The organism is Streptomyces sp. NPDC002884, assembly GCF_040295245.1.
In the GTDB taxonomy this organism is placed as follows: domain Bacteria; phylum Actinomycetota; class Actinomycetes; order Streptomycetales; family Streptomycetaceae; genus Streptomyces.
In genome coordinates this window covers 622,521-643,639 of the sequence record NZ_JBEOVB010000001.1, presented here as the reverse complement: position 1 = coordinate 643,639, position 21,119 = coordinate 622,521, and the positions used below count along the sequence as shown (strand labels likewise).

At 71.5% G+C, this 21,119-nt stretch carries 15 protein-coding genes; 5 read left to right on the top strand and 10 right to left on the bottom strand.

Going from position 1 to position 21,119, the window contains the following annotated elements:
- Window positions 1-94 precede the first annotated feature (94 nt).
- Together ABT070_RS02830 and ABT070_RS02825 are read left to right on the top strand one after the other, a co-directional pair.
- Window positions 95-709, top strand: coding sequence for an ABC transporter ATP-binding protein (locus ABT070_RS02830; protein ID WP_351753675.1), 615 nt, complete (start codon window positions 95-97; stop codon window positions 707-709).
- Window positions 706-3,003, top strand: a complete 2,298-nt coding sequence (locus ABT070_RS02825; RefSeq protein ID WP_351753672.1) for an FtsX-like permease family protein — start codon at window positions 706-708, stop codon at window positions 3,001-3,003. Before ABT070_RS02830 ends, ABT070_RS02825 begins: the two co-directional genes overlap by 4 nt.
- 75 nt (window positions 3,004-3,078) lie before the next feature.
- Here ABT070_RS02825 and ABT070_RS02820 read toward each other — a convergent pair whose 3' ends face one another.
- The 4 genes from ABT070_RS02820 to ABT070_RS02805 form a co-directional block, all read right to left on the bottom strand.
- Entirely contained in the window at window positions 3,079-4,083 is a 1,005-nt protein-coding gene (locus ABT070_RS02820; protein WP_351753669.1) for an alpha/beta fold hydrolase, read from the bottom strand.
- 222 nt (window positions 4,084-4,305) lie between these two features.
- Window positions 4,306-4,791: an excalibur calcium-binding domain-containing protein gene (locus tag ABT070_RS02815; RefSeq protein WP_351753667.1), complete on the bottom strand. Its 486-nt coding sequence runs from the start codon at window positions 4,789-4,791 to the stop codon at window positions 4,306-4,308.
- A 161-nt stretch (window positions 4,792-4,952) separates the two neighbouring features.
- Window positions 4,953-5,942, bottom strand: a complete 990-nt coding sequence (locus tag ABT070_RS02810) for an SMP-30/gluconolactonase/LRE family protein (RefSeq protein WP_351753664.1) — start codon at window positions 5,940-5,942, stop codon at window positions 4,953-4,955.
- Between the two features lie 202 nt (window positions 5,943-6,144).
- Window positions 6,145-7,302 (bottom strand): alkaline phosphatase PhoX, encoded by a 1,158-nt coding sequence (locus ABT070_RS02805; RefSeq protein ID WP_351753661.1) that lies wholly within the window; start codon window positions 7,300-7,302, stop codon window positions 6,145-6,147.
- 194 nt (window positions 7,303-7,496) lie between these two features.
- Here ABT070_RS02805 and ABT070_RS02800 point away from each other — a divergent pair, with 194 nt between their 5' ends.
- Window positions 7,497-8,435, top strand: coding sequence for an oxidoreductase (locus ABT070_RS02800; protein ID WP_351753658.1), 939 nt, complete (start codon window positions 7,497-7,499; stop codon window positions 8,433-8,435).
- A gap of 99 nt (window positions 8,436-8,534) precedes the next feature.
- Here the strand turns inward: ABT070_RS02800 and ABT070_RS02795 are convergent, their stop codons facing one another.
- Together ABT070_RS02795 and ABT070_RS02790 are read right to left on the bottom strand one after the other, a co-directional pair.
- On the bottom strand, window positions 8,535-10,712 hold the full coding sequence (locus ABT070_RS02795; protein ID WP_351753656.1) for a SulP family inorganic anion transporter: 2,178 nt from the start codon (window positions 10,710-10,712) through the stop codon (window positions 8,535-8,537).
- The gene (locus tag ABT070_RS02790) at window positions 10,709-11,314 is read right to left on the bottom strand and encodes a carbonic anhydrase (protein ID WP_351753653.1); all 606 of its coding nucleotides are present in this window, start codon (window positions 11,312-11,314) and stop codon (window positions 10,709-10,711) included. Before ABT070_RS02790 ends, ABT070_RS02795 begins: the two co-directional genes overlap by 4 nt.
- Window positions 11,315-11,558: 244 nt before the next feature.
- On the opposite strand from ABT070_RS02790, the gene ABT070_RS02785 reads away from it, so the two are divergent.
- Window positions 11,559-12,605 carry a response regulator transcription factor gene (locus tag ABT070_RS02785; protein WP_451099201.1) on the top strand — a complete coding sequence of 349 codons (1,047 nt, stop codon included), beginning with the start codon at window positions 11,559-11,561 and terminating at the stop codon, window positions 12,603-12,605.
- Entirely contained in the window at window positions 12,602-14,158 is a 1,557-nt protein-coding gene (locus ABT070_RS02780; RefSeq protein ID WP_351753650.1) for a HAMP domain-containing sensor histidine kinase, read from the top strand. Before ABT070_RS02785 ends, ABT070_RS02780 begins: the two co-directional genes overlap by 4 nt.
- 46 nt (window positions 14,159-14,204) lie before the next feature.
- Here the strand turns inward: ABT070_RS02780 and nirD are convergent, their stop codons facing one another.
- The 4 genes from nirD to ABT070_RS02760 all read right to left on the bottom strand — a co-directional run.
- A complete protein-coding gene (nirD, locus tag ABT070_RS02775; RefSeq protein ID WP_351753648.1) occupies window positions 14,205-14,555 on the bottom strand; it encodes a nitrite reductase small subunit NirD in 351 nt (116 codons plus the stop codon).
- On the bottom strand, window positions 14,552-17,158 hold the full coding sequence (gene nirB / locus ABT070_RS02770) for a nitrite reductase large subunit NirB (protein WP_351753645.1): 2,607 nt from the start codon (window positions 17,156-17,158) through the stop codon (window positions 14,552-14,554). Before nirB ends, nirD begins: the two co-directional genes overlap by 4 nt.
- Entirely contained in the window at window positions 17,158-18,372 is a 1,215-nt protein-coding gene (locus ABT070_RS02765) for an NAD(P)/FAD-dependent oxidoreductase (RefSeq protein WP_351753642.1), read from the bottom strand. The genes nirB and ABT070_RS02765 overlap by 1 nt, the downstream gene beginning before the upstream one ends.
- A gap of 123 nt (window positions 18,373-18,495) precedes the next feature.
- A partial coding sequence (locus ABT070_RS02760) for an eCIS core domain-containing protein (RefSeq protein ID WP_351753640.1) occupies window positions 18,496-21,119 on the bottom strand: 2,624 nt, incomplete at its 5' end.

Here is a 21,119-nt window from a genome sequence, read left to right as displayed (position 1 = left end):
GGGCTCTTGATAGGAGAACGAGATCAAGACGTCAGAAGTCCTGTCGGCCAGCGGGGTTGACCTCCTCTACGGTGAGACGCTGGCTGTTCGGAACGTGGAGTTTTCGCTGAAGCGAGGACAGATCGCGGCGATTACGGGACAGAGCGGGTCTGGGAAGTCGTCACTGCTCTATTGTCTGGCCGGGGTACTCCCGGTCTCTTGTGGCGAGATCCGTTTCGACGGGCTCTCACTCGGGTCTCTCAATGACGAGGAACTCAGCACGCTTCGTCGTGAACGGTTCGGATTCGTCTTCCAATACGGCGAGCTCCTACCCGAGCTGACGGTAGAGGAAAATGCTGCTCTGCCGCTGCGACTGGCTGGACAGCGCAAGGGCGAAGCTCTCGCTGCGGCCGGTGAGATTTTGGGACGGCTCGGCCTTGCGGATCTACGCGAGCGTCGCCCGTCGCAGGTGTCCGGGGGGCAAAGCCAGCGTGTGGCGGTCGCAAGGGCGTTGGTGCACAAGCCGGCTGTCGTATTCGCCGATGAGCCCACCGGTTCGCTCGACAGCAGCAATGCCACGGCTGTCTTGGATGAATTCCTCAGTCTGGCGAGGTCGCAAGGAACGGCTGTGGTGCTCGTGACTCACGACACCCAGGTGGCGGACCGGGCGGACGACCGCTACATCATGTGCGATGGAGTGCTGACGGCTCAGGTGCGGGAAGCGTCGTGAAGGAACTTCTACTGGGCTTGCGGCTATTGTTGGGCAGCGGCCGGGGCAACCGCACTCGTTTCCTGCTCATGGTGGTGGGCAGTGCGATCGGTGTGTGCTGTCTGGCTGTTGTACTCGCGATCCCGAGCATCCTGGCTACGCAGGACGCCCGCAAGGCAGCCCGCGAGCCGGATTGTTCAAATGGTCGGGGTAGCTGTACATCAACATCGAGGGGAGCGCGTGGACTAGCGCTCACCCGAATGGACCCCTACGGTTCCGAACCCCTCACTCGGATCTTCGTGGCCCAGACAGGCGCGCCCATCACTCCGCCTCCGGGGCTTCCTGAACTTCCCGGTCCCGGTGAGGTGTTCGTATCTCCCAGGCTGCACGAGTTGCTGAGTAGGGATCCTGGCCTTGATCAACTCCTGCCGGGGAAAGAAGTCGGCCTCATCTCCGCTCAGGGGCTGGCCCAGCCCGATGAGCTCTACGCGTACATCGGCGCCAGACCCGAAGAGCTCAAGGGGGGCGGTCACTTGTCGGCATTCGGTTGGAAGGATGCGCGCTTTCCCACCGTGGAGCCCTCCACGCTCGACATCCTGCGCTTCACCCTGGCCGGCGTCGTACTGCTACCGCTGGCGGTGTTCCTTTCCGTGTGTGCCCGGCTGTCCGCCGCCTCTCGCATGAGGCGGTTGGCCGCGTTGCGCCTGCTCGGTCTGAGCAGAAGGGGCACGCAGCGCGTCAATGCGGCCGAGACCGTCGCTGCCGCGCTGCTGGGAGCCGTTCTCGGGCTGGGCGCCTACTGGGTCGTCAACCAACTGGTCGCACGGATGGGGCTGCCCGGGTTCAAGTGGTACCCGGCCGATGGCGCGCTGTCCGGGACGGCGCTCCTCGTCTGTCTGGTGGGGTGTCCGACGCTTGCCTGGTTCGTGGGCCGCGTCGGAGCGAAGAGGGCCGCGGCCAACCCGCTGGCCGTGCGGCGCAGCGCCGTGGAGAAGCCGCCGCGCCTGTGGGGCCTGCTCCCGCTTGTTCCCGGACTGGGCATCGTCATCGGATACTGCGTGGCCGGCGCGACGGGGAACGTACCCACGGACACGTCGTACTCCGCGATCCTGATGCCGCTCGCCGTCGTGCTGGTCGGTACCGGCCTCGTGCTGTCGTTGCCGATCCTCTCGCGCTTCCTGGCCCGGACAGTCGCCCGTGCCACGAGTTCGCTGTCTCTGGGTCTCGCCATGCGCCGCAACGAAGTGGAACCGGGCGGTGCCCTCCGCGTGGCGACCGGCCTGGTGCTGCTCGTCTACGCGGCGTCGCTCACCCAGGGCGTGCTGATCGAGCTGGACCAGGTGTCCAAGAACACCTCGCCCGTCCAGCTCTACACCATGGCGCTCGACGATGTTCCCGAGACCAAGGAGCGGGCTCTCCGCAAGGTAGCGGGCGTCCGCAGCCACGCCATTCGGACGCAGTCGTGGACGGAGCCCGGCAGTGACGAGTGGAGCATCAGTGCTGTGATCGCCACCTGCGGACAGCTGCGCAGGATGGCGTCCGAGCTCGGCAACTGCGTCGACGGACGTCCGGCCCGGCTGATGGTTGCGGACCACACCTACGACGAGCCCAGCAAGCCAGGAAGCAGCTTCCCCTTCCATCTGCGCAATGCCGAAGGCAAGCGCCGGGTCGTCAACGTGCAGGTGCCGCGCCAGACGATCGACTATCGCGACGACACGGCAGCGCAACTGGTCACCAGCGGCACTGTTCTGATTCCTCCGTCCATGTTCCCGGCCGGATTCCGTCCTGAGGACCGAGCCACTTTCAGCCTTCTCAGCAGTTCCGCCCCCGAGACCGTGCGCTCCGTGCTCGAAGGCATCGCGGGGGTCGACCCCACGATCGAGGTCGAGACGGACGGCGTGGATGCCGCGTCTCTCCAGCAGATCACCGTCATCAAGACGCTCCTCGCCGTCGGCATGATCCTGGGTCTGATCATCGGCGTGGCGGCGTATCTCGTCGCCGCCACCGATCGAGCGGTGGAACGCCGGCCGCAGGTCACTGCCCTGGCGTTGCTCGGGGCCAGGCCCCGGACACTCCGGGCGGTTCAGGTGGCGCAGGTCGCGTTGCCCCTGGTTGTCGGGCTCGTGCTCGCGGTGGTGACCGGGAAGATGGCGGAGTCCAGTTACCTGGTGACCGGTGGCGGAGCCGTCTTCTGGGACGGGGACGGGCTGCCGCTGCTCCTCGCCTCCGCGCTCGGCGTCGTGGTCGTCGCCGCGCTGGGCGCCCTGCCGTTGGTCGGGCGGCGGATTGATCCGGAGTTGATTCGGCGCGACTGAGGTCGGTGGTCGGGTGTGGGTGGGGGCGGTGCCCGTGGGTGGGGTGCCGCCCCTGGTTGATTGTTGTGCGGGGGGTCAGGTCGGCAGGGTGGAGAGCCAGGTGGTCAGGAGGTGGTTTGTTGTTCGGGGGTGTTCCTGCTGGAGCCAGTGGCCGCAGTTTTCGAGGATGTGGGAGGAGGAGAGGCCGGGGAGGGTGGTGGGGAATGCCTCGATCGCGGCGGCCAGCCAGGTCGTCGAGGCGTCGAGTGCGCCGCCGATGAACAGGGACGGTTGGGTGATCGGGGCGCCGGTGAAGTCCTTGAGGTCCTGCCAGTCGCGGTCCATGTTGCGGTAGCGGTTCAGGGCGCCGGTCATGCCGGTTCGCTCGAACTCCGCCGCGCAGAGGTCGAGCTCCGCCTCGGTGAGCCAGGCGGGGAGTCCGTCGGTGGGGAAGCGGTCGCGCAGTTTTTCGCCCCGGGTGACGAAGTGGGGGTCGGGGGAGTCCGCCGCCGGCATGGTGTCCGCGGACAGGGCGGCGTAGAAGCCCGCGAGCCAGCCTCGTACGTCGGGCTCGATCTCCGCCTCGGCGCGGCCGGGCTCCTGGAAGTAGGAGACGTAGAACTCCTCGCCCTTCCCTTCCTCCCCGCCTGTCGCGCCCAGCTGGGCGAAGACCTCGCTCGGCTTCGGTCCGCCCGGCGGGGTGTAGGGGACGCTCAGCAGACCCACCGCGTGGAAGACGTCCGGGCGCAGGAGGGCGGAGTGGGCCGCGATCGTCGCGCCCCAGTCGTGGCCGACGATCGTCGCCGAATCCTCGCCCAGGGCGTGCACGATCGCGGCGTTGTCCTCCACCAGTTCCAGCATGCGGTACGCGTCCGTGGCCGGGGGTTCGCAGGAGCGGCCGTAGCCGCGGACGTCGATGGCGGCCGCGCGGTACCCGGCCGCGGCCAGCGCCGGCAACTGGTGACGCCAGGAGCGCCAGGTTTCGGGGAAGCCGTGCACGAGCAGGACCAGTGGGCCCTCGCCCTGTTCCACCACGTGGATACGGCCCGCGGGCGCGGGGACCATGTGGTGTTTCACGTCGCTCGCGGTCTGCTGGGACATCGGTCCTCCATGGCTCGAGATCGTTTCGAGGATGAGGCCGAGGATGCGGTCCTGGCGGGTGTGCCGCGAGTTTTGTTGCCGGTTCGGCAAACGGTCCTGGCGAACACCGCCCACACCGCCCACGCCGCCCACGCCGCCGACACCGCCCACATCGCCCGAACCATTCACGCCGCGGGCTCCTGGTGGGGTGAGGGGTGGAGCGGTGGGCGCCGCCTTCTGTCCTCATTCGCAGCCGACGCCGTCGCCGTCGCGGTCCAGGTGGCGCCCGTAGCCGGGGTCGCCCACGCGGACCGGAGCGGCGCCGGCGGCGCGGGCGGCCGCGCAGTTGTCGTAGTAGGCGCTTCCGGAACCGGCTGAGTCGTCGGATCCGGCGGAGTCGGCGGAGTCGTCTGTGCCTGTTGCGGTGCCGTTCTCGTTCGCCGCCGCCTTCGCCGTGACCGTCTTCGTCACCCTCACCGTCTCCGTCGCCGTGGCGGTCACCGTGCCCGCCGGTTCGGGGACGGCGGTCTCCGTGGTCGTGGTCGTCACGGTCACCGTGGGCTGGGGCTCGGCGGACGTCGGCTTCGCCTCGGTCTTCGTGCCGCCGTCGGATCCGCCGATGCCCACGCCGAGGAACAGGGCCAGGGCGAGGGCGGGCAGGACGTATCTCTTCCTGGCCCACCGGGGGGAGGGGTTCCGGGTGGGTGAGGTGGTGTACGGGTTGCTCATGTGTGTCCCCCCGAGCTGTGTGTGGCGTGAGGGGACGACGGTATGGCCGTTTTGCATGCGGTGTGGGGGGCGTGGCCGTTCTGTGACTTTCTGTGCGTGTTGTTCGGGGCGGCGCCCGTGCTCGGTGGGTGCCGCCCCTGCCCGGTGGGCCGGACGGTCCGTCAGATCGACACCGCCACCGCCGTGAACGTCGTCTCCGGGAGCTGCGGGCTGGTGAAGCGCGCGTTGACCAGGTAGAGGCGGTCGCCGTAGCGGGCGGCCGTGGTGGGGACGTCGAAGCGGGGGTCGGTGATCGTGCGGGTGAGGGTGGCCGTGGTCGCCGTGCGGTCCAGGGCCCAGACGCTGATCAGGTTCAGGCGGTTCTGGACCACGTACAGGGTGCGGCCGATGCGGTAGAGGCCGTCGCCGTTCACCACGTCCGACGCGCCGACCAGCGTGATCCTCGTGGCGTGGCCCGTCCTGGGATTCACGTGGTACAGCTCGCCCGGTGTGCTCTTGACGACGATCAGACCCCGGCCGTCCGGTGTGCCGACGATCCCGTTGGCGTTGTTCACGTCGGGGAGCTGGACCCAGTCGCCGGTGAGCGGAAGGGCGCGGATCTCGCCGTCGGTCCGGCCGCGCGGGACGCCGTACAGTACGGCGGCCCGGGAGTCGGTGAACCAGGCCCGATCGCCGAGCAGGGTCACGTCGTTGATGAAGTGGCCTGTCGCCGGGCTGAGTTGGTGGGTCGTCACCAGTGCGCCGGTGCGGGAGTCGATGACGCGCGCCACTCCCGTGCTGCCCGCCACGTACAGCAGGCCGTCGTGGTCGAGCTTCAGGCCGACCGCGACCTGGCCGGTGCCGCCCGCGTACAGGACCGTGCCCTCGCCGGTGCGCAGGTCGGTGCGGAGGATGCCGCCGTGGGCGCGGGAGCCCTGGTAGGCGTACGGCTTGCCGCCGATGGCGATGCCCTCCGGGAGCCAGCCGTCGGGGAGGGGGTAGGTGGTCGGCCAACTCGCCTCGCCCGTGGGGGATTTCGCGGCCGAGGGCGGGGAGGTGGCCGCGGTCGCGGCGGGGGCCGCCGTGGCCGTCACGGCGAGGGCGGCCAGGGTCGCGCCGCCGAGTACGGTGCGGCGGGACGGGGTGGGGGCGGGCGTGGGAGCGGGGGTCATGGTTACGTGCCTCCGTGAGTGGGGTGCGGGCGGCGAACGGCGTAACTCTGCGAACGGCGTACCACGGCGAACTGCGGCCACACCGGGTGTGTGGTCTCACTCCGCTTCGACTTCGTTGGCGAGTAACGAGCCGCCGCCCGGCTGCGTTCCTCCGTTCCGCTGTCGGGTTCCTGTCAATCCGGAAGTGCCTGCCCAGGAGCCCTCAGGTCCGGAACGGGCCCTTTACCTCGTAGGTGATCCCGCCGGACGAACTGCCGCTCGTGCCCCGCTGGCTGGAGAAGTGCAGCCGGGTGCCGTCCGGGGAGAAGGCCGGGCCCGTGATCTCGGAACCCGACTGGCCGTCGATGCGCAGGAACGGGGCGACCACGTCGTCGGGGGTGATGAGGCAGATGTCCATGCTGCCGCCGTCCTCCGCCACGAACAGGTCGCCGGAGGCGGAGCCCGTGATGTTGTCCACCCCGGTGAGGGGAGCCGTACCGGACGTCACCAGCGAGTCGTCGTAGGCGAGTTCGATTCTCTGGGCGGCCGCGTCGTACTGCCAGACCCGGTTGTCGCCCTTCGTCGTGAACCAGCAGGTGTCGTTCGCGTAGTGGCAGCCCTCGCCGCCGTTGAAGCGCTTGGCGCCGGAGACCTGGTTGCGGGTGGCGGTGGCGCCGGTCGGGTCGGGCACCGGCGACCAGGTCACGGGGCCGCTCGTGGCCGTGCCGGCCACCAGGACCTCCAGCGTCCCCGCGGACAGGTCGCCCCAGCTCGTCGGCCGGAAACGGTAGAAGCAGCCGTCGGTCACGTCCTCGGTCAGGTAGATCACCCCGCGGACCGGGTCGGCGGCCGCCGCCTCGTGCTTGAAGCGGCCCATGGCGTCCCGGCGGACCGCCGCCTTCGTGCCCCAGGGGTCGGTCTCGTAGACGTACCCGCGGTCGACCTCCTCGCAGGACAGCCAGGTGTTCCATGGGGTCTTGCCGCCCGCGCAGTTCTGGCGGGTGGAGGAGAGGACGCGGTACGCGGCCGTGATGGTCCCCGCCGCCGAGAACTTCACCGCGCTCGCGCCGCCCGACGGGTTGATCTCCGAGTTGGAGACGTAGATCCAGCCCGTGCCGTCCGCGTAACAGGCGCCGCCGTCGGGCGCGTTGTGCCAGGCGTACGACGTCCCGGACACCGTCTGGCCGGAGCGGGCGATCACCCGGCTGGTGAAGCCGCTCGGGAGCCGGATGCCGTTGGCGTCGGCCGTGCCGAGTGCCCCGTAGGGGCCCGTGCCGGGCTGGGCCGGGGCGGCGTAGGCGGCGCCGCGCCAGAGGGTTCCGCCGAGTACGGCGGAGGAGCCGCCGATCGCGGCCGCACGCAGGAAGGTACGACGTTCCACGCTCACTCCCGGGGGTGGTGTGGTGAACCGGCCCGCACGCCGGTCCCGGCGACGGGGTCGTTCAGGGGTCGTGCGCTGCCGAACGCTAGAAGCGCAGGGTAGCGATGTCGTGGACATGCCGTAACGGGGAGATGCGGGATGGGTGACCGGCAGCGCCGTAGGCTGCCCGTGCACACGGCGGAGGGAGTACGGCCATGGCCGGCTGGAGCGCGCACGACATCCCTGACCAGGGCGGTCGCACCGCTGTCGTCACCGGGGCCAACAGCGGGCTCGGATACGTCACCGCGCGCGAGCTCGCCCGCAAGGGGGCACGTGTGGTGCTCGCCTGCCGCAGCGAGACGCGGGGGCGGGAGGCCGTCCGACGACTGCACGGCGAAGTGCCGGGCGCGGAAGCCGAGTTGCGGCGCCTCGATCTCGGAGACCTCGCCTCCGTACGGGAGTTCGCGGACGCGCTGCCGTACGACCGGCTCGACCTGCTCGTCAACAACGCGGGCGTGATGGCGATGCCGTACGGCACCACCGCCGACGGGTTCGAGACGCAGTTCGGGGTGAACCACCTGGGGCACTTCGCCCTCACCGGGCTGCTGTTGCCCGCGCTGCTCGCCACGCGGGGCCGCTCGCCCGAGGCCCGGATCGTGACCGTCTCCAGCATGGCCCACCTGCTCGGCAACATCGACCCGGAGGACCTCGACTCCAAGCGGAACTACCGCCGTTGGATCGCCTACGGCCGTACCAAGACCGCCAACCTGCTCTTCACGCACGAACTGGCGCGCAGACTCGACGAGGCCCGGGCCGAGGCCGTCGCGGCGTCCGCGCATCCGGGGTACGCGGCGACCAACCTCCAGACGGCGGGGCCGCGCGCGGAGGGGCGACCGGTCGCCGAGCGGCTGATGGCGCTGGGCAACCGGGTCTTCGCCCAGCCCGCCGAGGCCGGCGCGCTGCCCGCCCTGTACGCGGCGACCGCTCCCGGGGTCCGCCCGGACTCGTTCACCGGGCCGTCCCTCGCGATGTGGCGCGGAGCGCCCGCGCCGTCGAGGCGGGCACCCTGGACCCGCGACGACCGGGCGGGGGAGCGGCTGTGGGCCGCCTCCGAACGGCTGACCGGGGTGTCCTACGACGCCCTCGAGGGCTGATCCCCGGCCGCTTTCGTCGCCCGCTGCCGCCCCTGTCGCCGCCCGCTGTCGCCGCCCGCTTCAGGGAGCGGGGCCGCACCTCGTTGCCCGTACTCGTGGCTACGACTGCCCGCGCGCGAACCCGGAGGCGTACTCGTCCGCGTACCCCTCGGAGTACGCCCGCGGGTAGCCCTGCGGAGAGCTCGGGGCGTACTCCTGCGCGTAGCGCTGTGCGAAGTCCTCCGGCATCGGGGTGGTGTCCAGGTAGAACCACTCGGCGGTGGGGCCGGGGGCGGACCCGGAGGCGGCGGGCGTCGGGGCCGGTCGGCGGCGGGGGAGCGGGTCGGAGTGCGGGGGAGCGTCGGTGAGCGGTGTCGCGTCCGCCTCGGCGGGCGGTCGTGTCGCCGGGCCCGGCATCAGCAGTTCCACCCGCAGGCCCTTGCCGCGCTGCTGGGCGGTGAACTCCTCCACCTGGCTGCGGCAGGCGTGGTCGAGGTGGGTCACGCCGGTGAGGTCGAGCCGGATCCGGGGCCGGCCGGCCTCGGCGGCGGACTCCAGGGCCTCGATGACCTGGGGCAGCCGCAGGAAGGTCGCGTTGCCCGCCATCACCACCTTCGCGGTGTCGTCCTCGGTGTGCTGCCGGATGACCGTCCGGGACATACGCACCGCGGCCAGCACGATGCCCGCCGCGAGGCCGATCAGGACGCCCTCCAGCAGCGCCGTCACCACGATCACCAGGGTGGTGAGCGTCATGACGGCGAACTCGCCACGGTCCTGCCGCCACATCTTCGGGAACTCGTCGGGAGCGAACAGCTTCCAGCCGCTGTGCACGAGTACGCCGGCGAGGACCGAGATCGGGATCAGGGCCAGCACCTGGGGGAGCAGCAGCGCGAACGCCAGCAGCCACAGACCGTGCAGGGTGCGGGAGAGCCGGGTCCTGGCGCCCGCCTGGACGTTCGCCGAACTACGGGCCACCACCGCCGTGACGGGCAGGGCGCCGAGCAGTCCCGCGAGCGTGTTGCCGGCGCCCTGGGCGATCAGCTCGGGGTTGTAGCGGGTGCGCGGACCGTCGTGCATCCGGTCCACCGCGGCCGCCGTGAACAGCGACTCCGCCGAGGCGATCACCGTGAAGGTGAGGATCGCGGTGATGATCCCGGCGTCCGCCAGACCCGCGAACTGCGCCGGGCCCGGTACGTCGACGGAGGCCAGCAGATTGCCCACCTGGAGCGTCTTGACGTCGACGCCCGGCAGCGCGGCGACCGTGATGCCGATGCCCACCGCGACCAGGGCCGCGGGCACCTTCCGCACCGGCCCCGGCGCCTTCTTCCACAGGAAGCTCAGGACGACCGTGACGATGCCGAGGCCGGCGGCGATCATCGCCTGTGGGTCGGCGGCCGTGTCCGCGAGCAGACCGGGGACGCCGGCCATGTTCTCCAGCGGGGCTCCGGGGGCCTTCGCGTCCGCCAGCGGATACGCCTGGCTGAACATCAGCGGCAGGCCGATGCCCGCGAGCATGCCCTGGACGACGGCCAGGGAGATCGCCTGGAAGAACCGGCCCAGTTTCACCAGGCCGAGGACGATCTGGAGGAGGCCCGAGAAGAGCACGATCACACCGAGCATGGCCACGCCGTACTCCAGCACGGTCTCCGCGACCAGCGCGGCGAGTCCGGCGGCGGGACCGCTCACCTGAAGCGTGCTGCCGCGCGCCGCGCCCACCACCAGACCGCCGATGACACCGGAGATGATGCCCAGCTCGGGGGAGACACCCGAGGCGACGGCGACGCCGATGCACAGCGGGAGCGCGACCAGGAAGACGACGAGGGACGCGGTGATCTCGGTGGCCAGGTCCCCCTTCGGCGCGGCCGCTTTCAGCGCGGCCCTCGCCGTGCCCACCACGGTGCCCTTCGCCGTGTCGTCCTGCGAGGTGGCTGTCGCGGCGCCCTTCGGTGTGGTGTCCCGCCCGGTCGTCGGTGAAGTGTCCCGCCGGGCCGTCGGTGTCGGCGGGCGCGTGGGCTTGCGCGTGGGCGGCGGCGGGGACATGGGCCGGGGCGGTGGCGCGGCCGGCCTGGGCGGCGGACCGGTCAGCCCGGCCGCCTCCCCGAACGTGCGGCCCCGTCCGTCACTCTCCCCGGAGCTCCAGTCCGCGCCGGCTCCCCGGTCCGTGACGGCTCCCCGGTCCGCGCTCGCGTCCCAGGCCTCGCTCGTGTCCCAGGCCGTGCCCGGGTCCCACTCCGCGCCCGCGGCGATGTCCGTGCCCGTGTCCCGGCTGCGGGCGTGCCTGGCGTGCGCGCCGCTCATGCCGCGTGCACCCGGAACAGGCCGTCCTCTTCCAGCTCGTGCACCTGACCGGTGTGCACCTCGTAGTACCAGCCGTGCAGCCGCAGTCGCCCGGCGTCGAGACGCTGCCGCGTGGCCGGGTAACTCCGGAGTATCGCGAGCTGGTTGACGACGTTCAGCTGGGCGACGTCCGGCATCGAGGGGTCCTCGACGCCGCCGTCCAGGACGGGCGCCAGCCTGGGGCGGGCCAGCTGGAGCCAGGCGTCCACGCCGGGAAGGGCGGACAGGTCGTCGCCGGACTTGAGGGCGCCCATCGCACCGCAGTGGGAGTGGCCGCACACCACGATGTCCTGAACGCCGAGCACCTCGAGTGCGTACTCGATGGTGGCCGCCTCGCCGGAGGCGCCCGGCCGGCCGTGCGGCGGAACGATGTTTCCCGCGTTTCGCAGCTCGAATATCTCACCGGGCCGCGCGCCCGTGATCAGTGCGGGTATCACCCGTGAGTCCGAGCAGGTGATGAACAATGCCTCGGGATATTGTCCTTCGGCCAGTCGCCGGTATTCGCCGCTTTCGAAATCGACCCGTCGTTTGAACGAGCGGGCGCGGTCCAGCAGTGCCTTCATGGATCCTCCCAGGTCAGAGCTGGTCGGCATGGGGGTCCGGCCAGTTCCTCATCACCGTAGAGGAGTCAATGCCAGGCGAAGGTTAGAGGAACACTAAACCGCCGACAAGAAGGGGACAGTTTTCGTCCGGAGTTGAGCCGCTGCTCACATTGTCCGAAAGATTCGAGGCGTTTCCCTGAGCGTTCTTGTAGCGTGACGGATCCACGGAACACGTGAATTCGGTGCACGGGAGAGACGGGAACGCATGGGTGTACGAGTCCTGCTCATCGAGGACGACCGGACGATCGCCGAACCGCTCGTCGAGGGCCTCGGGAACTTCGGGCTGACGGTGCGTCATGTCGGCACCGGCGGCGAGGGGTTGAGGGGGCCGTACGGCGATGTCGTCCTGCTCGACCTGGGGTTGCCCGACATCGACGGCATCGACGTCTGCCGGGGCATCCGGCAGACCTCCGACGTCCCCATCATCATCCTCAGCGCCCGCGGGGAGGAGGCCGACCGGGTGCTGGGCCTGGAACTGGGCGCCGACGACTACCTGGCGAAGCCGTTCAGCATGCGCGAACTCGTGGCGCGGGTGCGCGCGGTGACCCGGCGGACCCACCGCGGGCTGGCCGAACGCGAGTTCACGGGGCAGGAGCCGGTCGGCGGGGAGTCCTTCGCGCCGGCGGCCGCCGCGCCTGAGGCCTTCGAGGGCACCGCCACGGCCGCCGCCACGGCTCCCACGGCCGCCGCCACGGCCGCCACGGCCGTTGCCGGTCCCCTGGTCGTCGACCGGCGGACCCGGCAGGTGTGGGTGGGGGAGGAGACGGTGACACTGACACCCAAGGAGTTCGAGCTGCTCGCACTGCTCACCGAGGACCCGGGGGCCGTGTACTCGCGGCAGCAGATCCTCGACCGGGTGTGGGACCCGCACTACCAGGGGCCGACCAAGACGCTGGACGTCCATGTCGCCACCCTGCGAAAGAAGCTGGGCAACCCGGCCTGGATCCAGACACTGCGCGGAGTGGGATTCCGGCTGGCGGTCCACACCTCCTCCCCGAGCGCGCGGCACCCGTACGAACCACCGGCCCCCGCCACCCCTGCCCCACCGGCCTTCCCCCAGGCCGCCTGTCCGCAGCCCGCGTATGGCGAGCCCGCCTACCCTCAGACCGGCTATGAACCGTCGGCCCACGACCCGCACGCCTACGGCGCTCAGGCCTACGACCCGTCGTCCGCGTACCCGTACCAGGTGCCGGCGGCCGAGCCGGCGTCGGCGTGGGACCGGACCCACCGGCACCCGGCGGCCTACCGGTGACCCGTCGGCTGCTGCTCGGCTATCTCACGCTCGCCGCCCTGGTCCTGCTCTGCCTGGAGATCCCGCTGGGCTTCGTCTACTCGCGCGGTGAGCGGGAGCGGGTGATCAACGCGGCGACGGACGAGGCGGAGTCGGTCTCGGCGTTCGCCTCGCTGTCCATCTCGGCGGGCCGGGCGGCGCAGGACCTGCCCGAGCGGGCCGCGCACTGCGCCGAACGCATCGGCGGCAAGGTGCTGATCGTCGACGGGAGCGGCGCCCTGCTGGCCTCCTCGCATCCGCTCACCGAGCGGGAGGAGGACGCGCTCGCCTCCTGGCCGGGCATCGCCGCCGCCCTGCGCGGCACCGCGACGGCCGACGTGCGCACCTCCACCATCGGCGGTGTGCAGTACCTCGCGGTGGCCACCCCGGTACGCCACGGTGTCGAGGAACAGGGCGCCGTCCGGATCACCGTGCCGACCCGGATGGTGTCCGAACGGGTGCACCACGTCTGGCTGTTGCTGGCCCTCGGCGGACTGGCGACGCTCACCGCGGTGGCCGCGCTCGGGTTCGTCGTCGCCCGCTGGACCGGCCGTCCGATCCGTGAACTGGAGCACGCCACCCATGAGCTGGCGATGGGCGGCACCGCCGTCCCGGTGGCGATCACCAAGGGGCCGCCGGAGGTCCGCAGCCTCGCCGCGACCTTCAACCGGACCGCCGCCCGCCTGGAACACCTGCTGGCCTCCCAGCGGGCCTTCGCCGGTGAGGCCTCGCACCAGCTGAAGACGCCCCTCGCGGCGCTGCGGCTGCGGCTGGAGAACCTGGAGAACGACATCGCCCTGAACGCGCGTGGCTCGCTCACCGCCGCGCTGACCGAGACCGACCGGCTGGCCCGGATGGTCGAGGGGCTGCTCGCGATGGCCCGGCTCGACGAGAGCGCCGCCGAACGGGAGCCGGTCGACCTGGGCCGGGTGTGCGCGGAGCGGCACCGCGCCTGGACGCCGCTGTTCGAGCAGCACGGTGTCTGGCTGGCGCTGGCGGGGGACTACACGGGCGAGGTGCTGGCGCTGCCCGGGGCGGTGGAGCAGATTCTCGACAACCTGCTCTCCAACGCCCTGCGGGTGGCGCCCCCGGGTTCCACGGTCTCCGTCGATCCGCGCCACCAGACGCCGCACGAGCGCCGTTTCCCGCATCGCCACCCGCACCGCCCGGCGGGTCCTGGCCGGGTCGAGCTGCACGTCATGGACGAGGGTCCCGGGATGACCGAGGAGCAGCGCCGGCGGGCCTTCGACCGCTTCTGGCGGGCCCCGGACGCCCCGAAGGGCGGTACCGGTCTGGGTCTCGCCCTGGTGCAGCGCCTCGCCCACGCGAGCGGCGGCGAGGCGGTCCTGCGGCCCGCGCCGCGCGGCGGCCTCGACGCGGTGGTCCGGCTCCCGGCGGTACCGGCCCGCCCCGGCGCCGCCGGGAGCACCGGCGGCAGCGGGAGTACGGCAGGCGCCGGCGGCAGCGGGAGCACCGGCGTGCCCGCGCAGCGTCCGGCCAGGCGCCTCCAGTCCACGACACCGGGCCGGCGGTAGGCGACTCGACGGGGACTCGACGGCGACTCGACGGCGACGGCGGCCGTCAGGCCGTGCGCACCTCGTAGGTGACGATGCGCACCGAGTCGTCGTCCAGGCACACCCCGCTCGACAGGTCGAAACGCTGCTTGAGCAGCGGGGAGGCGACGAACGTGCGGCCCTCGTGGGTACCGGTCAGGCCGCGTGAGAGGACGGCCGCGCCACCGAACGGGTCGCGGTTGTCGACGGCGTACAGTTCACCCGCCCGGTCCCGGAACAGGGCGACCTGGCGGCCGTCGGGCAGCAGGGCGGCCACACCTCGGCCGGGGATCAGCCGGCTGACGTCGCAGACCGTGAACCACTGCTCATCCAGCCGCAGTTGGACCTTGAGGTCGGTCGTCTCGAGTGCCAGGGTCATCGCTGGGCGCTCCCTTCCAGGGGACGGTGGCCGATGGACAGCAACGGCAGGTCGGGCTTGATCTGGTCGCGCTCCGGCACGAACCCGACGACCGGGTCGGGGGTGTCGGGAGCGTTGACGAAGGACACGAACCGGGCGAGCTTCTCCGGGTCGTTGATGGTGGTCGCCCACTCGTCGGCGTAGTGCGCCACGTGGTCGGTCATCAGGGACTCCAGCTCCTCGCAGATGCCGAGGGAGTCCTCCACCACCACGTCCCGTACGTGGTCCAGGCCGCCGGGGATGCGGTCCAGCCAGGTCGAGGTGCGCTCCAGGCGGTCGGCGGTGCGGATGTAGAACATCAGGAACCGGTCGATGAGGCGGACCAGTTCGGTGTCGGTGAGGTCCTGGGCGAGCAGGTCGGCGTGGCGCGGGGTGGCGCCGCCGTTGCCGCCGACGTAGAGGTTCCAGCCGTTGGACGTGGCGATGATGCCGAAGTCCTTCGACTGGGCCTCGGCGCACTCGCGGGCGCAGCCCGACACCGCCGACTTGAGCTTGTGCGGGGAGCGCAGCCCCCGGTAGCGCAGCTCCAGGTCGATCGCCATGCGGACGGAGTCCTGGACGCCGTAGCGGCACCAGGTCTGGCCGACGCAGGACTTCACCGTGCGCAGCGACTTGCCGTAGGCGTGTCCCGACTCGAAGCCGGCGTCGACCAGCCGGGTCCAGATCAGCGGGAGCTGCTCCACCCGGGCGCCGAACATGTCGATGCGCTGGCCGCCGGTGATCTTCGTGTAGAGGCCGAAGTCGCGGGCGATCTCACCGATCACGATCAGCCCCTCGGGCGTGATCTCACCGCCGGGGATGCGCGGGACGACCGAGTAGGAGCCGTTCTTCTGGAGGTTGGCGAGGAAGTGGTCGTTGCTGTCCTGGAGGGCCGCCTGCTCGCCGTCCAGGACATAGCCGCTCGCGCCGATCGTCGGGGCGAGGGAGGCGATGATCGAGCCGACGGTCGGCTTGCAGACCTCGCAGCCGTCGCCGCCCCGGGCGCCGTCCCGGCCGTAGCGGTCGAGGAGGTCCTGGTAGGTGTTGATGCGCAGGGCGAGGACGATCTCGTACAGCTCCTCGCGGGTCTGCGAGAAGCAGCCGCACAGGCCCTTGTCGACCTCGACGCCGCTCGCCTCCAGCTCGGCGGTGACCAGCTGGCCGAGCACCTTGACGCAGCTTCCGCAGCCGGTACCGGCCTTGGTGCACTTCTTCACCTCGGGCACGGTCGTGCAGGAGTGCTCCGTCACCGCGCCGCGGATCGTGCCCTTCGACACGTTGTGGCAGGAGCAGACGATCGCCTCGTCCGGCAGCGCGGACGGGCCGAGCTGGACGGACTCCCCGGCACCGGCCGGCAGGACCAGTGACTCGGGGGAGACGGGCGGCACGGACCCGGTGAACGCGCGCAGGGTGCCGTACGCCTCCGCGTCGCCGACCAGGATGCCGCCGAGCAGCGTGCCGTCGCGGCCGATGACCAGCTTCTTGTACAGGCCCGAGCGGGAGTCGGAGTAGACGACGTCGAGGCAGTCCTCGGCGGTGCCGTGCGCGTCACCGAAGGACGCCACGTCGACGCCGAGCAGCTTCAGCTTGGTGGAGAGGTCGGCGCCGGTGAAGGACAGCTGCTCGGACTCGTCGGCGGCGATGGTCGCGGCGACCGTGACGGCCTGCTCGTAGCCGGGGGCCACCAGGCCGTACACCCGGCCGTCGGCGGCCAGCGCGCACTCGCCGATCGCGAACACGTGCGGGTCGTTCACCGTGCGGCACTGCTCGTCGACGGCGATACCGCCGCGCTCGCCGACCGTCAGGCCGGACTCGCGGGCCAGCTGGTCACGGGGACGGACACCGGCGCTGAACACCACCAGGTCGGTGGCGAGCTCGGAGCCGTCGGAGAGCTTCATACCGGTGACCGCGCCGTCCTCGCCGACGACGATCTCCTGGGTGCCCACACCGGTGTGGACGCTCAGGCCCATGTCCTCGATGGTGCGCAGCAGGGCCGCGCCGCCGCCGTCGTCGACCTGGACGGGCATCAGGCGCGGCGCGAACTCCACGATGTGGGAGGTGAGCCCGAGGCCCTTCAGCGCGCCCGCGGCCTCCAGGCCCAGCAGGCCCCCGCCGACCACCGCGCCGGTGGTGGCACGGGACTTCGCGTACGCCTCGATCGCGAACAGGTCCTCGATCGTGCGGTAGACGAAGCAGCCCTCGGCGTCCTTGTTCGGGACGGGCGGCACGAAGGGGTAGGAGCCGGTGGCCAGGACGAGGATGTCGTAGTCGACCGCCAGCCCCGAGCGGGCGGTGACCTTGCGGGCCTCGCGGTCGATGGTCTCCGCGGGGTCGCCGACGTACAGCTCGATCCCGTGGTCGGCGATGAACGCCATGTCCGTCATGGACAGCTCCTCGGGCGTCCGGCCCGAGAAGTACGAGGTGAGCTGCACGCGGTCGTACGCGGGACGCGGCTCCTCGCACAGCACGACCACGCGGTGCGTGGCGGTCAGGCCGCGCTCGGCGAGCGCCTCGAGGAAGCGCTGGCCGACCATGCCGTGGCCGACGAGCACGATCGTGGGGGTGCCCCCGGGGGTGGCGGTCATCAGGAGCCTCCGTCGTTGGTGAGCAGGTGGAGCAGGGGGCCGCCGTCGGAGGGGAGCGGCTCTGCTCCCTCCCAGGCGCGCGCCAGCGCGCCGACGGTGCCGAGTTCGCCGACGAGGACCCCGCCGACCAGGCGGTCGTCGCGGACGACGACCTTGCGGTAGGTGCCCCGGGTGGCGTCGGCGAGCTGTACGACGTCGTCGCCGGGGCGCGGTTCCGTCTCGCCGAACGCGGCGAGGTCGAAGGCGCTGTGCCCGGCGAGGGTGAGCCGGGTGAGGGCGCGGGTGCCGCCGTACCGGGAGCCCGCGTCTCCGGCGAGCGACTCGGCGAGGACGTCCGCCTGTTCCAGCGCGGGTGCTGCCAGCCCGTACACGTTCCCGTCGTGCTGCGCGCAGTCGCCGATCGCCCGGATGTACGGGTCGGACGTGCGGAGTTCGTCGTCGACCAGGATTCCCTTGTGCACGGCGATCCCGGACGCCTTGGCGAGTCCGGCGCGCGGGGAGACCCCGCAGGCCAGCACCACCAGGTCGGCGTCGAGGGCGTAGCCGTCGGCCAGCTCCACCGAGCGGACGGCGCCGCCGACGCAGCGCACGTCGCGGACCCGGCACTCGGTGTGGACCTCGACGCCGAGGTCCCTCAGGTGCCGGAGCACCAGCTTCGACGCGTTCGGGTCGAGCTGGCGTTCCATGAGCCGCTCGGCCTGCTGCGCGAGGACGACCTGGGCGCCGCGGACGGCGAGCGCGCGGGCCGCGGAGACCCCGAGGAGCCCGCCGCCGATGACGACCGCCCGCACGCCCGGCCGCACCGCCTTCGACAGGCCGAGGCAGTCGTCCATGGTGCGGAAGGCGTGGACGCCCTCCGGAAGCACGTGGTCCGGCGTGAAGAGACCGCGCAGGGGCGGCAGCACCGGGTTGGAGCCGGTGGCCAGGACCAGGGTGTCGTATGCGATCTCCGAGCCGTCCGCGCAGGCCACGGTCCGCCGGTCGCGGTCGATGCCGGTGACCCGGCCCCGGACCAGCCCGGCGGGCGCGGGCAGCGCGATCACCTCGGGGGCGTACCGGCCGGCCAGCACCTCGGCGAGCAGGACCCGGTTGTAGGGCCGGTGCTCCTCCTCGCCGATCAGCAGCGCGGGCGTGCCCAGCTCGCCGAGCCGGCGGGCGAGTCGTACGCCCGCGAGGCCGGCGCCGATCACCACCACACGCGAATTCGAGGTCATGTCCAGGAGCGTGCGTTGCCGACGTTACCCGACCGCATCACGGTTGTTTCCCGCGAGGAACGCTGCCCTCAGCGGGGCCGGGGCGGGGGTGTGAGGGTTGCGTCCCGCGCTCCCGCCGCGCCCCTACACCTCGGTCGCCCAGACGTGCTCGTACTGGTCGGTGCCACCGTCCGTCGGGCTGTGCGCCGCGTCGGTCTTCCACTCGCTCTTGGTGACCTTGAATTTCGCGCCCGGCATGAGCAGGACCTCGTCCTCCGTGCCCTGGTACTGGTGGAACGGATCGATGTCGCGGCCGTACTTCCCGGTGAGCGTCAGCTCCAGGAGGATCCGGTGCGTCTGCCTGCCGCTGGCCTTCTGCCCCCGCATGAACTTCAGCCCCACGGTCTCGTCCCTGCTGGTGCTGTCGAAGGAGCTGGTGAAGACGGAGCCGGGCCGGTAGTTCAGCGCGGCCTGCTTGCCGTGCCGGAGGGCCGAGTCCTCGTCGCCGCCGAGGTTCCAGTCGCCGCGGAAGACCGTGCCGGTGACGCCGGGCAGCCGGTTCAGCGCCTCCATGGTCATGTCGGCGTGCGCCTTGAGCTCCTCGAAGAGCGCGGGGGCGATCACCTCGATCCGGGCGTCGACGACGACCATCGCCGCCTTCTTGGCCACCGGGTCGGTGCCCCGCGCGGCCGCGAGCTGGGGCTCGATCACCGGGTCCTCGTCGAGCGTGGGCACGTACTCCTGGCTCGGATCGTCGTTCTGGGCGGCCCAGTGGAGCTGGCTCTTGATCTGCCGCAGCGAGAGCGCCTCGGCGCCGGCGGTCGCGAGGCCACCGGTGCCGTACGGCGCGTACCCCTCGGGCAGCAGCCGGCTGCGCACCACCGAGTTGATCATCTGGTGCGCCCCGCCCGTGTACGTCATCAGGGCGGTCGCGTGGGCGGGCTTGAACGTCTCGGTGACGGCCGCCGTGGAGGCGCCCCCGTTGTCCGTCTTCCACTTGGTGATGGCCGGCGTGGGCGTGGTGTCGCCCTGCGCGAACTCGTTGTACTTGGCCGGCACCGTGCGGGCCGCGTCCTGGCCCGGTTCCATGAATCCGCTCGCCGCGGGGTCGACGGCACGCGGCTTGTCGGCCTCGGCGAGGTACATGAGCTCGTGCGGGAACTGGCCGTCGACGCAGACGTTCTGCCGCAGCTCCTCCTCCGTGAAGGGCGCGATCTTCTGGTACATCAGTGCCGCGCCCCTGCCCGCCAGGCTCGCTGACTCGCCGGGCCCCTTGACCCCGGCCGCCCAGGAACCGCGGAGGATCTCGTAGAGCGAGTGGTCCCAGGACGGCAGCATCCAGCCCATCACGGCCATCCGGTAGTCGAAGACGTCCACCCCGGACACCTTGATCCACTGGAAGGTCTTGAGCATCCGGGTCGTGGTGCCGGACATGCCGGCGACGACCGGGATGCCGCGCGCGGCGTTCGCCTTCGGCCAGGACTCGTTCTGCTGGATCTCCCAGTAGGCGGTGCCCTCGTTCCACGGCAGTTTGTCGTCCATACCGGGCTTGCCGAGGAACGCCAGCTCGCGCGCGCCGAGCGGGGCGCCCCGGTCCGCGTAGTCGCGGGGCGTCTTGCGGTTGGCCTCCTTGTCGGCCTCGCTGCGCTCCTTCCGCGGCCCCTGGCTGTTGATCATTTCCAGGGTGTCGCCGGCGAAGGTCTCCGGGTCCGACTGCCACAGCAGGCCGCCCAGCGCGTACGGGTCCTTCTCGTAGTTGTAGCCCTTGCCCGCGACGTTCGCCGCGGCCCACAGGGGCGGCCGGGACCAGCCGTTGAGGAACGCGGAGTGCTTCTTCAGCTCCTCCTGGTCCATGCCGAGCGTGGCCGCGAGCTGCGGCTTGGGCCCGACGATGCCGTTGAGGACGTCCTTGAGCGAGAGTTCCGCCGACTTGTTGTAGTACGCGGCGTTGTAGACGGCGGTGATCAGCTCGCGGACATTGCCGTCCCGGGCGAAGAATTCGTTGATCTGGTCGGTGGTCATCCCCTCGCCGACCTGCCCGGCGCTCGTTCTGTCGTTCTTGAAGAACGACTTGTTGGCGAGCGCGGTGTCCTTGTGTTCCGAGCGGGCGTAGGCGATGAGCAGCTGCTTGAGCCGGTTCACGGTCTTGCGGGCCGCGGCGAGCGCCTTCGGATGCCCGAAGGAGTACGCCCCCAGCCGCTTCTCGAACTCCTCGGCCGCCGCCTGCCAGCCCGTCTTCGCGTAGTACTGGCCGTGGTCGAAGGGAGCCTCGCCGCCGTGCATGCGCTGTACGGCGACCTCCCCGCCGGCGTGCGCGGGGGCGGCCGCCGCCCGCTGCACGGGCGCCGACCCGGTGGGTGCGGGACCGGCCATGACACGGCGGGCGTTGTCCTCCGCCGCGCGCTCGAAGCGGTCGGAGGGGTCCGAGACGCTGAGCCCCGAGCCGTTGTCGGTGCCCGCGACCGGCCCCTGGCGCTGCTGGATGACATGCGTCAGTTCATGGGCCAGGGTGTGCCGGTCCGCGCCGCCGGCGCCGATGACGACATTGCTGCCGGAGGTGTAGGCGCGGGCGCCCACCTCGGCCGCCGAACGCTGGGCGGTCGGCCCTGTGTGCAGCCGCACGTCGGAGAAGTCGGCGCCCAGCCGCGCCTCCATCTCCGTGCGGACCGCCCCGTCCAGCGGCCGCCCGGCACCGCGCAGCACATCCGGCACGGACGAACGCTGCACCGGCACGGACTCGTCGTGCCCGCAGGCGGGTCCGTGCGCGT